The following is a 20,066-nucleotide window of genomic DNA, read 5'->3' on the forward strand; positions in this document are numbered from 1 at the left end:
AATATTTAAAATTTCATGGTGGAAAAATGGTACAAGTATCATTAATGGCAAATAATGCTTCAAAAAATAATACAGTTGATATTAATGTAGGCCAGACAAAAAATATTGTAGTAAATCCTAAAGAAGTCGCAAAAATCGATATAAATCCAGAAAAAATTTCTTCAATAACAAGAGAAGGAAACAGTGCAATTGTTCATCTAAAAGATGGAACTGAAATTATTTTAGAAAACTATTTTATTAGCGAAAATCCGCAAATTCTTTTAAATGAAGGGCAGAGTTATTGGGCTGCTAATCTGGGAGAAGATGTTAGCGGACAGACCACTGTTAATTATTTAGAATTAAAAGATACACCAAAGTTTATAGATTCTTCATCTTCTGTACCTATCTGGTCGTGGGTAGTTAGTGCTTTAGCAGGGGCAGGAACAGTTGCTTTATTGTCTCGAAAAGATTCTAAAGATACGACGCCCCCTGAGCCAGGTACTTTGAATCTCAAAAATTTTTTAGATTCTGGAGTTTCAACAAACGACCAGATCACTCAAGACAAAAACTTTAATTTAAAAGTTGAAGGACAGGAAAATGGTAGCCGAGTAGCGTATTTAGTCTCTACTGATGATGGAAAAACTTGGCAGGAAACAACGGTTGTTCAAAAAGATTTAACTGATGGTGTATATCTTTATAAAGCCGTAGTAACGGACCGAGCGGGAAATGCTTCGGAAACTGCTATACAAAAAGTTGTTGTAGATACTACGGCGCCAAAAGCAGGCGAACTGACTTTAGCTGATTTGACTGATACAGGCGTTTCGGCAACAGACCAGATTACGCAAGATAAGAACTTCAATTTAAAGCTTGAAGGACAGGAAAATGGTAGCCGAGTAACGTATTTAGTCTCTACTGATGATGGAAAAACTTGGCAGGAAACAACAGTTGCTCAAAAAGATTTGGCTGATGGTATTTATCTCTACAAAGCCGTAGTAACAGACGTTGCAGGCAATGTATCTGAAAGTGCTATACAAAAAGTTGTTGTGGATACCACAGCGCCAAAAGCAGGTGAACTGACTTTAGCTGATTTGACTGATACGGGTGTTTCGGCAACAGACCAGATTACGCAAGATAAGAACTTCAATTTAAAGCTTGAAGGGCAGGAAAATGGTAGCCGAGTAACGTATTTAGTTTCTACTGATGATGGAAAAACTTGGCAGGAAACAACAGTTGCTCAAAAAGATTTGGCTGATGATATTTATCTCTACAAAGCCGTAATAACTGACGTTGCAGGCAATGTATCTGAAAGCACTATACAAAAAGTTGTTGTGGATACCACAGCGCCAAAAGCAGGTGAACTGACTTTAGCTGATTTGACTGATACGGGTGTTTCGGCAACAGACCAGATTACGCAAGATAAGAACTTCAATTTAAAGCTTGAAGGACAAGAAAATGGTAGTCGAGTAACATATTTAGTCTCTACTGATGATAGAAAAACTTGGCAAGAAACAACAGTTGATCAAAAAGATTTAGCTGATGGTGTTTATCAATATAAAGCTGTAGTGACAGACCTTGCAGGCAATATATCTGAAAGCGCTATACAAAAAGTTGTTGTGGATACCACAGCACCGAAAGCAGGCGAACTGACTTTAGCTGATTTGACTGATACAGGTGTTTCGGCAACAGACCAGATTACGCAAGATAATAATTTTACTTTGAAGCTAGCTCAACCGATTGTGATCGGAGAGCAAGCTGCTTTATTAGATCACTATGAAGTTTCAAAAGATGAAGGAAAAACTTGGCAAGAAACAACAGCTGATCAAAAAGATTTAGCTGACGGTGTTTATCAGTATAAAGCTGTAGTGACAGACCTCGCAGGCAACATCTCAGAATCTGCTGTACAAAAAGTGATTGTAGATAATTCCTTAAATGTTGAATCAACTACAGTAACTGTAAAGCCGATTACCGAAGACAATACAATAAGCCTAGTTGAAAAAGATCAAGTTATTTCTATAAGACTTGAAGTCGGTAATCTACCAACAGATTTAAATAATTCTCTGACTTCAGTAAATACGACTTTAAACGATGTTGTTTATAACTTTCATTTTGATGAGGTCACCCAAGAGTGGGTTACTGAAATTCCAGCAGAGTTCTTGTGGTCAGAAGAATCACAAACCAATATATCAATTGATATTAGTCTTACTGATCAAGCTGGCAATACAGCCATTATTAAACAGACCCAAAATTATAATGTAGATCATACTCCGAATTCTCCAACTCTAGATTCATTAACTTTCAATAATATAGATGGAGCTATCATTTCAGGTAGTGCATATAAAGGAAGTAAGGTTGATATCTATAATAAAAATGGTGAATTGCTTGCAAGTACAATAACGAATGAAGAAGGTAAATTTACTTTACAAGATCTTTCAATTAACTCAAATCAAGAGGTTTATGCAGTTGCTACTTATAGTGGATACAGTAGTGAAAATTCATCAATTGGACTAGTTACTGAAGTTCCAGCTATTAGTATTACAAGAATTAGTCCAGAAGGTGTGATCACTGGTTATGCGACTGAAGGTAGTCATTTTATTGTAAAAGATCAGAATGGAAATATTCTACAAGAGTTTAACTCCATTGCATTTGAGGGCGCTGGTATTACGCCTTTTAATGTAATGACATTAGGTGAGGTAAGACCATTTACTTTGTCCCTCGATCAACCTTTGGAGGAAGGGACTCAAATTATTATCTCTACAGATAAAGATAATGTTTCAGGTCATCCACAATATATTACCGCAGACTATACGCCCGCGGTATTTATAGAAACTCCACAGTTTGATGTTAGTGGTGAAACTTTATCAGTACATGTTAATGAGCCGAACAGCTTTATTCGTGTATTTTCTGGAGAAGGTAATTTAATTGCTACAGGTTTTACCGATGAACAAGGCTTTGCAAGTTTAGTTGTTTTCCAATTTTTAAAAGAAGGCGAATCAGTTACCGTACAGGTAGTGGATAAAAATCAGAATGTTAGTGAAACCCTAATTGAAGTTCCAAACTTTGCTTATATTCCACATGTCGAACGTATTACACAAGAAGGCTTAATTTCTGGAGTTGCTGAAGATAATAGTACGGTAATCGTGCGTGATGCTGAAGGAAATGAATTAGGAAAGGTTACATTAGGTGATGATAATAGTTGGAATGAATTTAGTCATTTTAGCTTGAGTGTAAACCGGCCTTTAATTGATGGAGAGCAAATTTCCGTTCAAATTATTGATAATAAAGGTTTGACTAGCCCTGAGCAGAATATTGTTGTAGATCTGACTCCTCCACCTATTCCAACAGATTTAAATTTCAATGAGGCTGGTGATCTAGTTTATGGTCATGCAGAACCTTTCTCTGAAATTTTAGTTAAAGATGGACAAGGAAACATTCTTAATAAATGGTTCTGGAATAACTGGACCGATGAAAGTGGAAGTTTCTCGATAGAACTAGGTATGTTTTTAACTAATGCTGAGACGGTTTATGTCACAGCTACAGATGTAAATGGAAACGTAAGTTTAGCTGCTCAGATACAGGCACCTAACTATGCTTTTGCCCCATATGTAGATAGCTTTACTTCGGACGGAGTGATCAGTGGGCAAGCTGAAAATAATAGTACTCTCATTGTTAAAGATGCCAAAGGGGAAATCGTAGCCGAAATTAAAGTCGGTGAAGATAACGGTTGGAATGGGTCAAGTTACTTTAAACTCCAGCTTAACCGCCCTCTTGTTGATGGTGAGCAATTGTTCTTATCAATCACAGATGCGCGCGGCCAAGTAAGTGCCGATACTGTAATTACCGCCGATACGGTTGCTCCTACACCAGCTACTAATTTAGTTTTCTCAGAAGATGGTTCATATCTTACAGGTATAGCAGAACTGAACACTACGATTCAGGTTTTTGATCATAATGGTCAGCTCGTGAATATATGGAATAACACCATAAACTCGGACGGGACATTTAGTATTTTCTTAGGTAGTAATAATTTACATGGAGAAGCATTCACGGTCACCGTTAAGGACCAAGCCGGAAATGTGAGTGAAGCTGTTTCAATAAATGCTCCACTTGATGATATTGCACCGGATCCAATTAAAAATATTTTACTTGATGCCAACGGTCAAAGCTTTACAGCACAAGCAGAAGCAAATAGTCAGATTGAAGTTTTTGATTCATTAGGTAATCAGACGGGTTGGGGCTCTACAGATAGTGCTGGTAATGCCTCAGGCTTTTTCAGTCAAATCTATTTACATGGTGAGGAACTTACTTTTGTTGTTATAGATCGAGTAGGTAACCGCAGTGTTGAATTTAAGCAAAATGCTTTAATTGATACCATTGCACCCCATGCGATTGAAAATATTATCTTCAACGAAGATGGTCAAAGCTTTACAGCTCAGGCAGAAGCTGGAAGCTCTATTGATGTATTCGATCAGGATGGAAATAAGATTACTACTAGTTATACCGATAGCTTAGGTAATGTATTTGGTTATTTCCCGCAAGTTTACTTACACGGTGAGGAACTTACTTTTATTGTAGTAGATCGAGCGGGTAACCGCAGTGCGGAGATCAAGCAGAGTGTTTTGAATGACGATGTCGTACCTAATCCGATTGAAAATATTGTATTAGATATCAATGGGCAGAACTTTACAGCTCAGGCAGAAGCAAATAGCCAAATTGAAATTAAAAATGCCAATGGTGATGTCATCGGATATGGATCAGCAGATAGTACAGGCAATGTTTCAGGATCTTTTTATCAAGTACATTTACATGGTGAAGAGCTCACGTTTGTTGTCGTTGACCGAGCGGGTAACCGTAGTACAGAAGTTAAGCAGAATGCCTTGATTGATGACATTGCACCAAATCCGATTGAAAATATTGTACTCGACTCAAACGGTCAAAACTTCACGGCGCAAGCAGAAGCAAATACTCAAGTTGAAGTTAAAAATGCTGCGGGTGAGGTCATCGGTTCAGGTTACGTAGATGGCGCTGGTAATGTGTCAGGTTATTTATATCAGGTCTATTTACATGGAGAAGAACTCACTTTTGTTGTCGTTGACCGAGCGGGTAACCGTAGTGCAGAGATCAAGCAAAAAGCTTTAACTGATGATATTGCACCAAATCCAATTGAAAATATTGTACTCGACTCAAACGGTCAAAACTTTACGGCACAAGCAGAAGCAAATACTCAAGTTGAAGTCAAAAATGCTGCTGGTGAAGTGATAGGGTCTGGTTCAACCGATAGCATGGGGAATGTTTCAGGTTACTTATATCAAGTCTTTTTACATGGAGAAGAACTCACTTTTGTTGTCGTTGACCGAGCGGGTAACCGTAGTGCAGAGATCAAGCAAAACGCTTTAACTGATGACATTGCACCAAATCCGATTGAAAACATCATCTTCAATGAAAACGGTCAAAACTTTACAGCGCAAGCAGAAGCAAATACTCAAGTTGAAGTTAAAAATGCTGTGGGTGAGGTTGTAGGTGCTGGTTATGTAGATAGTGCTGGTAATGTCTTAGGTTACTTGAATCAAGTTTATTTAAAAGGTGAGGAACTCACTTTTGTTGTGATTGATCAAGTTGGTAATCGGAGCGTTGAAGTAAAACAAACAGCCTTTCTTGATAATACTGCACCGGAAAATGCAACTAATTTAGTATTTAGCGAAGATGGTTCATATCTAACTGGTGTGGCTGAACCCAATGCTACGATTCAAATATTTGATCAGAATGGCCAATTATTAAATCTTTGGAATAATAATGTTAATTGGGATGGAACATTTAGCATCTCTTTAGATACTAATTATTTGCATGGCGAAGAGTTTAAGGTAGTTGTAGTAGATCGGGCTGGTAATTTGAGTGGTGGGGTTACTGTAAAAGCACCGATTGATGATGTTGCTCCTATGGCTGCAAGTAATCTTACGTTTAGTGAAGATGGTTCATCCCTTTCTGGTGTAGCTGAGCCAAATACCTTCATTCAGATTTTTGATCAAAATGGTCAACAGATGAATACGTGGAATCAGAGTGTAAATGCTGATGGTACATTCACTATTTCTTTCGGTACTTACAATTTACATGGTGAAGAGTTCACAGTCACTATTAAAGACCGAGCTGGAAATGTGAGTGAAGCTGTTTCAGTTAAGGCTCCATTTGATGATATTGCGCCAAATCCGATTAAAAATATTGTACTTGATGCGAACGGTCAAAACTTTACAGCACAAGCGGAAGCAAATAGTCAGATTGAAGTTTTTGACTCATTTGGTAATCAGATAGGTTGGGGCTCTACCGATAGCACTGGTAATGTAACGGGTTATTTATATCAAGTCTATTTACATGGAGAAGAACTCACTTTCGTTGTCATAGACCGAGTAGGTAACCGTAGTGATGAAGTGAAGTTAAATGCTTTGATGGATACCATTGCACCAAACCCGATTGAAAATATTATCTTTAATGAAAATGGGCAAAATTTTACGGCACAAGCAGAAGCAAATAGTTTTATTAGTGTCAAAAATGCTGCGGGTGAGTTTGTTGGTTATGGTTATGTCGATAGCACTGGTAATGTGACAGGCTACTTCAATCAGGTTTATTTAAAAGGTGAGGAACTCACTTTTATTGTTATAGATAGAGCAGGTAATCAAAGTGTTGAATTTAAGCAAAATGCTTTAACTGATGATATTGCACCAAATCCGATTGAAAACATCGTCTTAAATGAAAATGGTCAAAACTTTACAGCGCAAGCGGAAGCAGATAGTCGAATCGAAGTTAAAAATACTGCGGGTGAGGTTGTAGGATCTGGTTCAACCGATAGCATGGGTAATGTTTCTGGTTACTTATATCAGGTCTATTTACATGGCGAAGAGCTCACGTTTGTTGTGATAGATCGAGCGGGTAACCGCAGTACAGAGATCAAGCAGAATGCTTTGATTGATGATATCGCACCAAATCCGATTGAAAATATTGTGCTCGACTCAAACGGCCAAAACTTTACGGCGCAAGCAGAAGTAAATACTCGAATTGAAGTCAAAAATGCTGTGGGTGAGGTTGTAGGTTTTGGTTATGTAGATGGTGCTGGTAATGTGTCAGGTTCTTTTAATCAAGTCTATTTACATGGAGAAGAGCTTACTTTTGTTGTAATTGATCAAGCAAGTAACCGAAGTGTTGAGGTTAAACAAAATGCTTTAATTGATGATGTTGCACCACCAGCTGCTTCAAATATTATATTAACCTCCGATGGATTGCTTTTTGGTGAGGCTGAGCCAAATGCAACTGTTGAAATTATTGATCAATATGGTGCAGTTATCACAACAACTTATGTTGGATATGATGGACGCTTTTATCAATTGATCAACTTGAGTCAATACCAGACACAAAATTTAAGTATTGTTGTCAAAGATCAAGCAGGTAACCACAGTGAAGTTGTACATGAATTAGTACCAGTATTTACCAACTCACCAATTGCTGCAACAGAGCTAAAACTGGATATAGATGGTCATATTCTGACAGGGAAGGCGACAGTAGGAATGTCGGTTGTTGTTACATCGACTGATGGTCAGATCATTAATGGAGGGTGGAATAATGCTGTGAATGAAGATGGTAGTTTTGCTATTCAGTTAAATGATTACTATCTACAGGGACAGACATTACAAGTTCGAGTTTATGACCAGAATACGAATCAATATAGCTTAATCACTGAAATTATTGCGCCTTTAGACAATATTGCTCCAATAATTAATGAAGTGGTAATTAACAATGATGGTTATGGTATTACTGGGCAAACTGATTCAAAAGCAATCATTCAGGTAATGGATGCGGATGGAGATTTACGAGCAGAATTTCAAGCGGATGAGACTGGATATTTTAACGCTAGTATTTATCCACCTATATTACGTGGAGAGCAGTTATTCATCACTGCGATAGATTTAGCCAAAAATATAAGTAAGCCATTTAATATTACTTTTAATGCAGATACTAATGCACCGCCATCAGCAGAGCATATTGTGGTATCTGAAAATGGTTTTTTTATTGAGGGAACCGCTGTAGCAATTAGTACTGTGCATATTTTTGATGTGCATAGTAACCATGTTGCCACTAATGTTGCAGATGAAGCTGGAAACTTTAATATTCAGTTGTATCCACCTCTAGCGAGTGGACAAATTTTACGCATTGTTGTGGAATACAATGGGTATCAAAGTGCTTACACCGAAATTACGGCACCTATAGACACTGTCGCACCAAATGCAGCAACTCAGCTTCTCTTAGAAGATGGAAATGTACTTTCAGGACAAGCGGAAGCATATTCAATTGTTAATATTTTTGATGCTAATAATAATTTGGTTGGTCAGACTAATGTTGGAAGTGATGGTGCTTTCTTAACACACCTATGGTATGAGTATTGGCATGGCGAAACATTAACGGTAAAAGTAGTTGATGCCAATCAAAATGTGAGTGTGGGGACAACGATTGTTGCTATAAATGATACGGTAGTTCCAGATGTAGTTACGCAGCTTGCTATAGATGAATGGGGTTCGCTCACAGGGAGGGTAGAAAGTTATGCTACTGTTGAGCTTACCTATCATTTTACTGACCAACCGCTTTCTGTAACGAGCACTACAGCATTGGCAAATGGAATGTTCTTTATCTATCTGGATAGAAATGCAACTTCACTTGACCTTACTGTTATTGATCGTGCTGGAAACCGTAGTGAAACCATTAGCCAAATAATTAGTGATTTACCGACTGTTATTATTGATCACTTTAAAGGTGATGCTACAGATAATACTTATAACATTGATACTATAGATGATTTTGTTCAAGAATATATTGTTGAGCCGTATGCAATATATAAAGACGTCTGGATTGATAATAGCTATATGTATTCAGATTGGGTCATTGAAGGCCATTATGAACAGATATGGTTTGTTGATGGATATTATGAATCGCAATGGGCCAAAAGTGGTTATTCAACTGTACAAAATATTTATCAAAATCAAAATGGTATAACTTATATTGATAATGGCACGGCAGATAGCGATTATAGTCGATATGAACAACAATATTATGATTTCGTGAATGGCCAATGGCAAGAAGGCTATGAATTAACTTATATACGTTCAGAAGAAGGATGGGTTGATACAAGTCATTATGAAGATGTTTATATTGATACAAGTCATTATGAAGAGGTTTGGGTAGATACTAGCCACTATCAAGATATTTGGGTAGAAAATAGTTATTGGGAGAGTCAACTTGTTGAATCTGGCCGTAGAGATGTGGATTTAGGCGGGCATGATAAAATTATCAGTTCTGTTAATTATAGTTTGGTTGGTTTATATCAAACAGTAAATGATCCAACGACTGTAGATTCGTTTTTGGAAAGCGGTCGTTATGTAGAAGACTTGGAGCTGGTTGGTTCTGCTCATCTAAATGCAACAGGCAATGCTTTAGATAATCTTTTAACAGGTAACTCTGGTAATAACGTTTTGAATGGGCGTGAAGGTAACGATACTTATATGGCTAATGAAGGTACTGATACCATTGTGTTCCAATTGCTAAATAGCCAAGATGCAACTGGCGGGAATGGAGATGACACGGTGTTAGATTTTACTTTAGGTGATATAAGAACTAACCTTCAAGCTGACAAAATCGATTTAAGTGAACTATTAATTGACTATTCTAAAGATGTAAGCGCATTAGCTAAATTTATTACTGTAGAGCAAGATGCTGGGAACACGACTATTAGTCTTGACCGAGATGGCGAAGGTACAATGTTTAATAGGGTGTCACTGTTAACTCTAAATCAAGTAAATACAACATTAGACGAATTACTAAACAATCAGCAAATTATTGTTTAATATGAATATTTAACTTTAGGAAAGAGGCTGTGAAAATAGCCTCTTTTATTTTGTGCTTTAAATTTAATAAAAACTCTTCACAACCTGTTAAAAAATGACCAAAAAAATAGAATTTTTTTTCATTTTCCCCTTGAAGCCATTTTTTTCATCCCCACAAAAGTGACATCTAAATATTTTGTTATTGCTCTGGATTAAAGCAATAACGATTAATCAAAAAGACTTAGTCTGATGGAGTTAATTATGAGCAACATTCGTCCATTACATGATCGCGTTGTAATTCGTCGCGTAGAAGAAGAAACCAAAACTGCTGGCGGTATTTTACTTCCAGGTTCTGCTGCTGAAAAACCATCTCAAGGTGAAGTAATTGCAGTAGGTAATGGTCAAATCACTGAGAATGGCGTACGTGCTTTGGATGTTAAAGTTGGTGACAAAGTATTGTTTGGTACTTATGCAGGTACAACAGTGAAAGTAAGTGGTGAAGAACTCTTAATCATGAAAGAGTCAGACATTTTAGCTGTGTTGGAAGGCTAATCAATCCATAACTCAATTCATTATCAGATTCAGTATTTAAAAAGATTCGGAGTTTAATATGTCAGCTAAAGACGTAAAATTTGGTGATTCAGCTCGCTCAAAAATGATTGCAGGTGTAAACGTACTTGCAGATGCGGTTAAAGTGACTTTAGGCCCTAAAGGTCGTAACGTTGTTATTGATCGTTCTTTCGGTGCTCCGCACATCACTAAAGACGGTGTAACTGTTGCTAAAGAAATTTCATTAAAAGATAAGTTTGAAAACATGGGTGCTCAACTTGTTCGTGAAGTTTCTAGCAAAACTAACGACATCGCTGGTGACGGTACGACAACTGCAACTGTACTTGCTCAAGCAATTTTGAATGAAGGGATCAAATCTGTAACTGCAGGTATGAACCCAATGGATTTAAAACGTGGTATCGATATCGCAGTAAGAACTGTAGTTGAAAATATCCGTTCAAATGCAAAACCAGCTGATGATTTCAAAGCGATCGAACAAGTAGGTTCTATCTCTGCAAACTCTGACACTACTGTTGGTAAACTTATCGCTCAAGCGATGGAAAAAGTAGGTAAAGAAGGCGTAATTACTGTAGAAGAAGGTTCTGGCTTCGAAGACGCATTAGACGTCGTAGAAGGTATGCAGTTTGACCGTGGTTATATCTCTCCTTACTTCGCAAACAAGCAAGATACTTTAACTGCAGAACTTGAAAACCCATTCATCCTTCTTGTTGACAAGAAAATCAGCAACATCCGTGAATTGATTTCTGTTTTAGAAGCAGTTGCAAAAACTGGTAAACCACTTCTTATCATCGCTGAAGATGTTGAAGGTGAAGCACTTGCTACGCTTGTTGTAAACAACATGCGCGGTATTATTAAAGTGTGTGCTGTTAAAGCTCCTGGTTTCGGTGACCGCCGTAAAGCAATGCTTCAAGATATTGCAATCTTGACTGGCGCAACTGTTATTTCTGAAGAAGTTGGTATGTCTTTAGAGCAAGCGACTCTTCAAGATTTAGGTACTGCGCACAAAATCACTGTTTCTAAAGAAAACACAGTTATCGTTGATGGTGCTGGTGATGCTGCTGGTATTGCTGAACGTGTTCAACAAATCCGTGCTCAAATCGAAGAGTCTACTTCAGAATATGACCGTGAAAAATTACAAGAACGTGTTGCTAAATTAGCAGGCGGTGTTGCTGTAATTAAAATCGGTGCAGCGACTGAAGTTGAAATGAAAGAGAAGAAAGACCGTGTAGACGACGCGCTTCATGCAACTCGTGCTGCGGTTGAAGAAGGTGTTGTTGCTGGTGGTGGTGTTGCTCTAGTACGTGCGGTAAATGCATTAGACAACTTAAAAGGCGCTAACGAAGATCAAACAGCGGGTATCAATATTTTACGCCGTGCGATCGAAGCTCCACTTCGTCAAATCGTTGCAAACGCTGGTGACGAGCCATCTGTAGTCATCAATGCTGTTAAGAATGGTGAAGGTAACTTTGGTTACAACGCTGCAACTGGTGAATATGGCGATATGTTAGAAATGGGTATTCTTGACCCAGCTAAAGTAACTCGTTCTGCACTTGAGCATGCTGCTTCTGTTGCTGGCTTAATGTTAACTACAGAATGTATGATTACTGACATTCCTGAAGATAAACCAGCTGTTCCAGATATGGGTGGCATGGGCGGTATGGGCGGAATGATGTAATATCGCATCAACGCTTTAACCAAAAAAATCCCTGCTTATGCAGGGATTTTTTTATTTTTCACATAATTTTAAGAAATAATTAAGTTCACTTGCTTATATTAAAAAACAGGAACAGCAGCTAGAAGTTCCTCTTTTGTTACAACCATGCTTATTTACTTGTAGGCATGGTTTTTTTTAGCCTAATAAAATAATTAACCAAGTAATAGCGATGATAGAGAGTGCAACAAACTGAGCCGCACTTCCCATATCTTTTGCATTTTTAGAAAGTTGATGTTTCTCAAGAGAAACACGATCAACCACTGCCTCAATAGCCGAGTTGAATAGTTCCACGATCATTGCAAAAAGACATACGATAATCAGTAATACATGTTCGCTACGGCTCACATCAAGAAAAAAACTAACTGGAATCAAAATAATATTTATCAAAACAATTTGGCGAAAAGCGGCCTCATTTTTATAGGCTGCTTTAAATCCCGAAATGGAGTAGCCCGTAGCATTGAGTATGCGTTTCAGACCACTTTTACCCTTATAAGGAGAATAGCTATTCATTTACTTATATTTCTGACACTTTTCATGCATTATATAATTTGGGTCTTAAAAAATTATTAAATCTTTTTTAAAGATTTCGACTTTATAACTTGATAGAGAAGAAGAGATGAAAAAATTATGTGTCGCTTTGGGCCTTGCAATTGGAAGCATACATGCAAGTTATGCTGAGCCAAGTACAACCACACAAGTACCGGGATATTATCACCATCAATTTGGCAACTACCGTGTAACTTCTTTGCTTGATGGTACGATTTACTTAAATCCTGAATTATTTAAAAATTTAAATCAGGCACAAAAAACTAAAATTTTAACTAAATATGCTGCTGTTAATGAGAAAGGGATTCAGACTTCGGTAAATGCATTTTTAGTTGATGACGGCAAAAGCTTAACACTTGTAGACAGTGGGGCAGCAAGTTGTTTTGGCCCGCAACTGGGTTCAATTGCAAAAAATATTGAATTAGCAGGTTATAAACTTGCTAATGTAAAAACTGTTTTACTTACTCATTTACACCCAGACCATGTGTGCGGTATTGCTCAAAATGGAAAAGCTGTATTTCCTAACGCAACTGTATATGCCCATGAGCGTGAAGCTGATTATTGGTTAAATCCTGCTTCTGAAAAAACAGTACCAGCAGACAAAAAAGAAAATTATTTGAGCACGGTTAAAAATGTAAAAACTGCTCTTGCTCCATATCAAGCAAAAAAAGCATTTAAGACATTTAAAGATGGCGATGTTATTCAAGGTTTTGAGGTGATTGATACGCGTGGTCATACACCAGGTCACCATAGCTTTCGCTTAAAGAGTAATGATCAGCAAATCATTTTTGTTGGAGACATCGTACACTCGCATTCTTTGCAGTTTGATGCTCCAAAAACAGGAGTGGATTTCGATGTGAATTCTGAGCAGGCGATTAATACACGTTTAAAAATGTTTGCTGAAATTTCAAATAAGCAGCAATGGGTTGCAGCGCCTCATTTACCGTTTCCGGGCATTGGTCATGTTTATAAAGTAAATGCTGAGCAATATCAGTGGATCCCGCTTTATTTTGACAATGTTGTAGGGAAATAAAAAACAGGGCATTTATTGCCCTGTTTTTTATTAGAAACTTTATTTATTTTGTGGCTTTTTCAAAGTTAATGACTGCTTCACGGCCAAGTGCTGGGTCATCTGTAAACACACCATCAACACCAGCTTTGAAATAGGCTTCAAACTCTTTTAAAGCACCAGATGGGCAGCGCTCAGCTGGCTTATCTTGACTGCATTTTAAAGGCTTTGGTAAAAAGTTGTTTTCTGGACGGAAAGTATAAGGATGCACTTTTAAGCCAGCCGTATGTGCATCAGAAATAAATGAAGTCGTCTGAACTGAACCATTGTCATTAAAGTTAAGGATATAGCCTTTACTTGGTCCTACACCGTTTGCATATTTAGCAACTTCCTTTAATCCTTGTGCTGTGGCTAAATCAGCATAAGTTTTAGTGTCGCCAGCTTCAACGAAGTCGGCTGGTTGAGAGGTTTTAGCATCATATAATTGAATGATTTGTGCATGCTTAATCGTTTTATGAAGGTCGAGCTGATCTTTTAAATATTTTAAATTACTCACTTCAAAAGACTGTAAATAGACAGGTGCAATATCACGTGTATATTCATATTTGGCTAAGGTTTTAAGAAGGGTATCTTCCATTGCCAATTTCTGGTTTTTAAAGTAAGTCGGATGTTTAGTTTCAATATATAAGCCAATAATTTTGCCCGTTTTCTTATAATTTGCTTCAGCCAGCTCAATCACTTGTTCTAGAGTCGGGACCGGGTAAAGGTCGTTATAGGCTGTGTTTGCAGGTCGGAACTCTGGAATACGTTCACGCGCTTTAAGTTGCTGTAATTCACTTAATGTGAAGTCTTCTGTAAACCAACCCGTTAAGTCTTTACCATCAATATTTTTTGTTGTTTTACGGTCTGCAAACTGACTTAAAGTGCTTACATTAGTTGTTCCGCCAATCTCATTTTCATGGCGAGTAACCAATACGCCGTCCTGTGTGGAAACAAGGTCAGGCTCAATAAAATCTGCACCATCATCAATAGCCTTTTGATATGAAGCTAATGTGTGCTCAGGACGTAAAGCGCTCGCGCCACGGTGGCCTACCACTAAGATTTTAGGAAGTTGATATTCAGGTGTGGTCGGTGAATTTTCAGTTTTATCGTCGTCATTACAACCCACCAAGCTAATTAAACTTAAGCATAAAAGTGCTTTTTTAAACATAATTCTACTCATATTGTTTTAGTCGAAACGTATTTAGTCTGATGATTGAACTTGACGTGATCATGAAGAATTCATGAATTTTCAGTGACACTTGTTAAAACCTTGTTTATGGGTTTGTAGGAAATTCCAGTTCTTGCTTTGTTTTTGTTCTAATTGCATTTATTGTGTTAATTCTACTTGTCTTTTTTATATCGCTCGTTGATGATCAAGAGGCCAAATTTGGCATTGCCACCTGTTAATTGACGACTTAATTCTGAGCAGCCATGCTATCTAAATTTTTTATTCAGCGCCCTATTTTTGCCAGTGTTCTAGCAATTATTGTTATGGCATTTGGTATTTTCTCGGTGCTGAATTTACCCGTAGAGCGCTATCCTGATATTGCCCCTCCTAAAATTACAGTATCGGCAAGTTATAGTGGGGCAGATGCACAAACGGTTGAGCAAAGTGTTACTCAGATTTTAGAGCAGCAAATACAAGGTATTGATCACTTACTTTATTTCAGCTCTACCAGTGATTCATCGGGACGTAGTCGAATTACCATTAGTTTTGATAATGGAACCAATCCAGATACAGCACAGGTCCAAGTCCAAAATAGTATTAGTGGTGTCATAAGACGTTTACCCGATGAAGTACAACGCCAAGGGGTGACGGTGAGTAAGTCACTCGGTGATACTTTTATGGTGATAGGTTTATATGACTCGTCTGGTAAATCGGGAAATATTGAGCTATCGGACTACTTAACTACACATGTGGTCGATAACCTAAACCGTATTGAAGGGGTGGGTGAATCTGATGTTTTTGGTTCGCAATATGCAATGCGAATCTGGCTAAATCCAGAGAAATTAAAACAATATAATTTAATACCAAGTGATGTTGCCAGTGCAATCACTGCTCAAAATACACAAGTTGCCGCAGGTGCAATCGGTGATTTACCTGTTATTGATGGACAATATTTAAATACTAAAGTCACCGCAGGTTCTCGACTAAAAACAGTCGAAGATTTTAAAAATATTGTGGTGAAAGCCAATCAAACAGCAAGTTATGTCTATTTAAAGGATATTGCTAGAGTCGAGTTGGGTGCAGAAAATTATCAGTCTTTTAACACCATTAATGGCTATCCCGCCGCTGGTTTAGGTATTTCGCTATCTTCGGGCGCGAATGCGATTCAGACTTCTAAACTCATCCATCAAACTCTAGATCAGCTGACAACTAAACTACCTGCCGGCTATAAAATTGTTTATCCACGAGATAATACGCCGTTTGTTCAAGAGTCAATTAAGGAAGTCGTAAAGACGCTTATTGAAGCCATTATTTTAGTTATTTTGGTGATGTTCCTGTTCTTGCAAAGCTGGCGCGCTACACTCATTCCGAGTATTACCGTTCCTGTTGTGATTTTAGGAACTTTTGCTGTTTTATATGTGCTCGGTTTTAGTATTAACACTTTAACGTTATTTGCATTGGTACTCGCTATTGGTTTATTAGTCGATGATGCGATTGTGGTGGTCGAAAATGTTGAGCGGCTCATGCATGAACAGCATTTAACCCCAAAAGAAGCAGCCATTGAGTCGATGGGAGAAATTAGTGGAGCTTTAATTGGGATTACATTGGTTTTAACTGCCGTTTTTATTCCAATGTCGTTTTTAGGTGGCTCAATTGGCGTGATTTATCGCCAGTTTTCTATCACTTTAGTTGCTGCTATGGCGTTATCGCTCGTCGTTGCCTTAGTGCTTACACCTGCGTTATGCGCTTTAATTTTAAAGCCTAATCCAGAGCCTATGCGTTGGGCGGTTTGGTTTAACAAAAAAATTGATCAACTTAAAAATCAATATATAAAAATCGTCCAAACAAGCATTCGCTACAGTAAATCGGTTGTGGTCATTTTTGTGGCCTTGATTGCTGTGTTTATGCTGTTTTATAGCGGTTTAAAAAGTGGATTTATTCCTAAAGAAGATCAAGGCATTTTAAGTGTTCAAATTAAGCTTGTTGATAGTGCACCAATTTCTCAAAGTCAGAAAATTGGAGAACAAGTCCGTCAATACTTCTTAACCCAAGAAGATAAGAATGTGGATTTGGTTTTGATCCGCTATGGTCGAAATTATTCTGGTACAGGGCAGAACTTGGCACAAGGATTTATCGCTTTAAAACCTTGGGATGTACGTACAGGTAAAGAAAATTCGGCTGAAGCTATACAAAAGCGTGCGATGAAATATTTTAGTCAATTCAATAATGCACAAATTAATGTGACATTACCTGCTTCAGTCAATGGTTTAGGCCAAACCGATGGTCTGGATTTATGGATTCAAGATTTGAATGGGCAAGGGCAAGATTTTCTAGATAATACCTTCCGTCAGTTGCAAACCCAGAGTAAAAGCTATTCAAGTTTTGAAAACTTTGATAAGCAGTCTACTAACAGTAAAGCAAACCTTAATATTAAGATTGATCAGAAACAAGCATTAGCAAATGGATTAGAGCTACCCGCAATTAACAGCACTTTGTCGAGTGCATGGGGTGGAACGTATGTAAATGACTTTATTGACCGTGGTCGTATCAAGCGTGTCATGATTCAAGGTGATGCCCAATTCAGATCAAAACCGGAAGATTTATATAATTGGTCTGTACGTAATAACCAAAATGAAATGGTACCTTTTAGCTCATTTGCTAACTTCAGTTGGGGCGGCGCTCCTGAAATTGTAAAACGTTATATGGGTTATAGTGCCTTGCAGTTACAAGCCGATGTGGCGAGTGGCAGCAGTTCGGGTCAGGCAATGAAAGATGTTGAACAACTCGTAAATCAGCAAAAAGACGTTGGCTTGGCATGGACAGGTTTATCTTTTGAAGAACAGAAGTCGACAAATCAGGCCGTCTGGTTATATTTAATTTCGGCAGGCTTTATCTTCTTATGCTTAGCCGCACTCTATGAAAGCTTAAGCATTCCTGCCGCCGTGATGACCTCTATTCCGCTTGGTGTAGGGGGAAGCGTCATCTTCTCTTATATTTTTGGTCTACCCAATGATGTGTATTTCCAGATTGCACTATTAACCACAATTGGCTTGTCATGTAAAAACGCAATTTTAATTGTTGAGTTTGCAGCTTTAGCTCAAGAAAAAGGTAAGACTGCAATTCAAGCCGCTCTAGAAGGCGCAAGCTTACGTTTAAGACCGATTTTAATGACTTCTTTGGCTTTTGGTGCAGGTGTAATTCCTTTAGTCTTTGCACAAGGGGCAGGGGCTGTAAGCCGTCAAGAAATCGGTATTAGTATTTTAGGTGGCGTTATGTTCGGTACCGTACTGGTTCTGTTCTTTATTCCAGTCATGTACGTGTTATTGCGTTCATTGTTTAGATCGAAAGCTGCTCGTTAAGTAAATAATTTAAAAAGAGGTATTAAATCAAGTATATTAAGATTAACTTCTCTTCATATATTTGATTTAGATGCCTCAAGAAAAAAAATTAACAGAGCAACAGGTCATCGCACTAGAACGAGATCTGGCCAAGTTCGCGACCATGATGGACAGCGCAGTTCGTATTCCTTTTACAAAGCAGGGCATTGGTGCCGATGCTGCACTGAGTACTATTCCGATTGCCGGTGATGTTGCTGGTTTCGTATTGACCTGTTATGCGATTTATAAAGCTAAACAAATTGGTGTACCTCAACATAAGCTAACGCCAGTCATCAAACTCGCTGTTGTAGATGCTGTAGTGGGTTTTGTTCCAGTTGCTGGGACTATTTTCGATATTTTTATACGACCGAGTCGAAAAGCATTAGATGTGGTTCATACGCATATACGCGAAGAATATAAGATCCAAAGTGATATTCATGTCATTCATCCATACTTACATGAAAAACTCGAAAAGAAGCAGCAGAATTCAGCTTTCTGGCGTAATCCCGTGGTGAGTTGGTTATGGCTGCATATTCCAGATTTGCTTGGTGCGTTTGTACTGCTTTTAATTGGTATAGCTGTTTGGTGGGGCGCAAGTTACCTGTGGGGTCTCTATCAAACCATGTAATAAAAAATAAAGCCTCCAGTTGGAGGCTTTATTTTTACATTAAACGTTTTATGGGCAATCTAATTGATGTAAAGCTGCCACACGTTGTTCAATTGTTGGGTGGGTTTGGAACAAAGCAGCTAAGCTAAAACCTTGTTCTTTACCTTCCGCAATTGCGAAAGCTTTCATTTCTTTTGGCATTTGATCTGGCATTTCAGTCTCAGCTTGTAGACGTAATAATGCAGAAATCATTGCTTGTTTACCTGCTAAACGTGCACCTGCTTCATCAGCACGGTATTCACGATAACGAGAGAACCACATCACAATGGCAGAAGCGAGAATACCAAAGACGATATCCAATACCATGGTAATAATGAAGTAACCCATACCAGGGGCTTCATCATCTTGACGACCAAAAACGTTACGGTCGATAAAGTCACCAACTACACGAGCAAAGAACATAACAAAGGCGTTCACGACACCTTGGATGAGTGCGAGGGTAACCATGTCACCATTCGCAACGTGACCAATCTCGTGCGCAAGCACAGCACGTAGCTCATCTTTGTTCATACGCTCAAGTAGACCAGATGAAACGGCAACTAAGGCATCATTTTTGTTCCAGCCTGTTGCAAAGGCATTGGATTGATATGATGGAAAAATACCAACCTCTGGCATGTTAATACCAGCGCGTTGAGAAAGTTCAGCGACTGTTTGCAATAACCAGCTTTCAGCTTGGTTACGAGGAGCATTCGGGTCGATCAGTTCTGTACCGGTCGTTTTCTTAGCCATCCATTTTGACATGAATAGCGAGATTAAAGATCCCACCATACCAAACACAAAACAGATCACTAGAAGGTTGCCTAGATTCAAGCCACCCGCGCCATGGTAACTACCGACACCGAAGAGTGACAAAATAATGCCAGCTACAACCAGTACCGCGAGGTTGGTAAGCAAAAACAAACCAATCCGCATCATTGAGAAAATCCTCTTATAAATAAAATGTTATCTGATTTACAAATTCTAAATCATGCAGCTAATATGCGGGGCTTAGGGGAAAAATTCAAGAAAAAAATAAGGAATTGATACATTCTTTCATTTAGCAGAATGTGCCTAAATTTAAAGAATAATTGGCTAAGTTCGTCAAAATGGTAAAGATCAGGTAATAGATCATTACAATTTAAAACATCTGAACTTAAC

General features: G+C 38.2%; 9 protein-coding genes. 6 read left to right on the forward strand and 3 right to left on the reverse strand.

The features are described 5' to 3' along the window. Positions 1-26: 26 nt before the first annotated feature. From blp1 to groL, 3 genes are all read left to right on the forward strand, one after another. On the forward strand, positions 27-9,857 hold the full coding sequence (gene blp1, locus POD11_RS05280; protein ID WP_262456633.1) for a biofilm-associated Ig-like repeat protein Blp1: 9,831 nt from the start codon (positions 27-29) through the stop codon (positions 9,855-9,857). A 240-nt stretch (positions 9,858-10,097) separates the two neighbouring features. After that, on the forward strand, positions 10,098-10,388 hold the full coding sequence (locus tag POD11_RS05285) for a co-chaperone GroES (RefSeq protein WP_002120604.1): 291 nt from the start codon (positions 10,098-10,100) through the stop codon (positions 10,386-10,388). A 58-nt stretch (positions 10,389-10,446) separates the two neighbouring features. Then, positions 10,447-12,081: a chaperonin GroEL gene (gene groL / locus POD11_RS05290; RefSeq protein WP_016140195.1), complete on the forward strand. Its 1,635-nt coding sequence runs from the start codon at positions 10,447-10,449 to the stop codon at positions 12,079-12,081. A gap of 174 nt (positions 12,082-12,255) precedes the next feature. On the opposite strand, the gene POD11_RS05295 is transcribed toward groL, so the two are convergent. Further along, positions 12,256-12,630 (reverse strand): diacylglycerol kinase, encoded by a 375-nt coding sequence (locus POD11_RS05295; protein WP_002118962.1) that lies wholly within the window; start codon positions 12,628-12,630, stop codon positions 12,256-12,258. A gap of 106 nt (positions 12,631-12,736) precedes the next feature. Between POD11_RS05295 and POD11_RS05300 the strand changes: the two genes are divergently transcribed. Further along, entirely contained in the window at positions 12,737-13,699 is a 963-nt protein-coding gene (locus tag POD11_RS05300) for an MBL fold metallo-hydrolase (protein ID WP_262456634.1), read from the forward strand. Between the two features lie 43 nt (positions 13,700-13,742). Here the strand turns inward: POD11_RS05300 and POD11_RS05305 are convergent, their stop codons facing one another. Further along, positions 13,743-14,885 carry a glycerophosphodiester phosphodiesterase gene (locus POD11_RS05305; protein ID WP_262456635.1) on the reverse strand — a complete coding sequence of 381 codons (1,143 nt, stop codon included), beginning with the start codon at positions 14,883-14,885 and terminating at the stop codon, positions 13,743-13,745. Positions 14,886-15,148: 263 nt separating this feature from the next. Between POD11_RS05305 and POD11_RS05310 the strand changes: the two genes are divergently transcribed. Both POD11_RS05310 and POD11_RS05315 read left to right on the forward strand, forming a co-directional pair. Further along, complete coding sequence (locus POD11_RS05310) at positions 15,149-18,244, forward strand: multidrug efflux RND transporter permease subunit (RefSeq protein ID WP_262456636.1); 3,096 nt, start codon at positions 15,149-15,151, stop codon at positions 18,242-18,244. Positions 18,245-18,314: 70 nt separating this feature from the next. Next, positions 18,315-18,890, forward strand: a complete 576-nt coding sequence (locus POD11_RS05315; protein WP_262456637.1) for a DUF4112 domain-containing protein — start codon at positions 18,315-18,317, stop codon at positions 18,888-18,890. A 48-nt stretch (positions 18,891-18,938) separates the two neighbouring features. Here the strand turns inward: POD11_RS05315 and htpX are convergent, their stop codons facing one another. Next, positions 18,939-19,844, reverse strand: coding sequence for a protease HtpX (htpX, locus tag POD11_RS05320; protein ID WP_002118851.1), 906 nt, complete (start codon positions 19,842-19,844; stop codon positions 18,939-18,941). Positions 19,845-20,066 lie beyond the last annotated feature (222 nt).

It is taken from the genome of Acinetobacter sp. P1(2023) (assembly GCF_028367635.1).
Taxonomy (GTDB): domain Bacteria; phylum Pseudomonadota; class Gammaproteobacteria; order Pseudomonadales; family Moraxellaceae; genus Acinetobacter; species Acinetobacter pittii_E.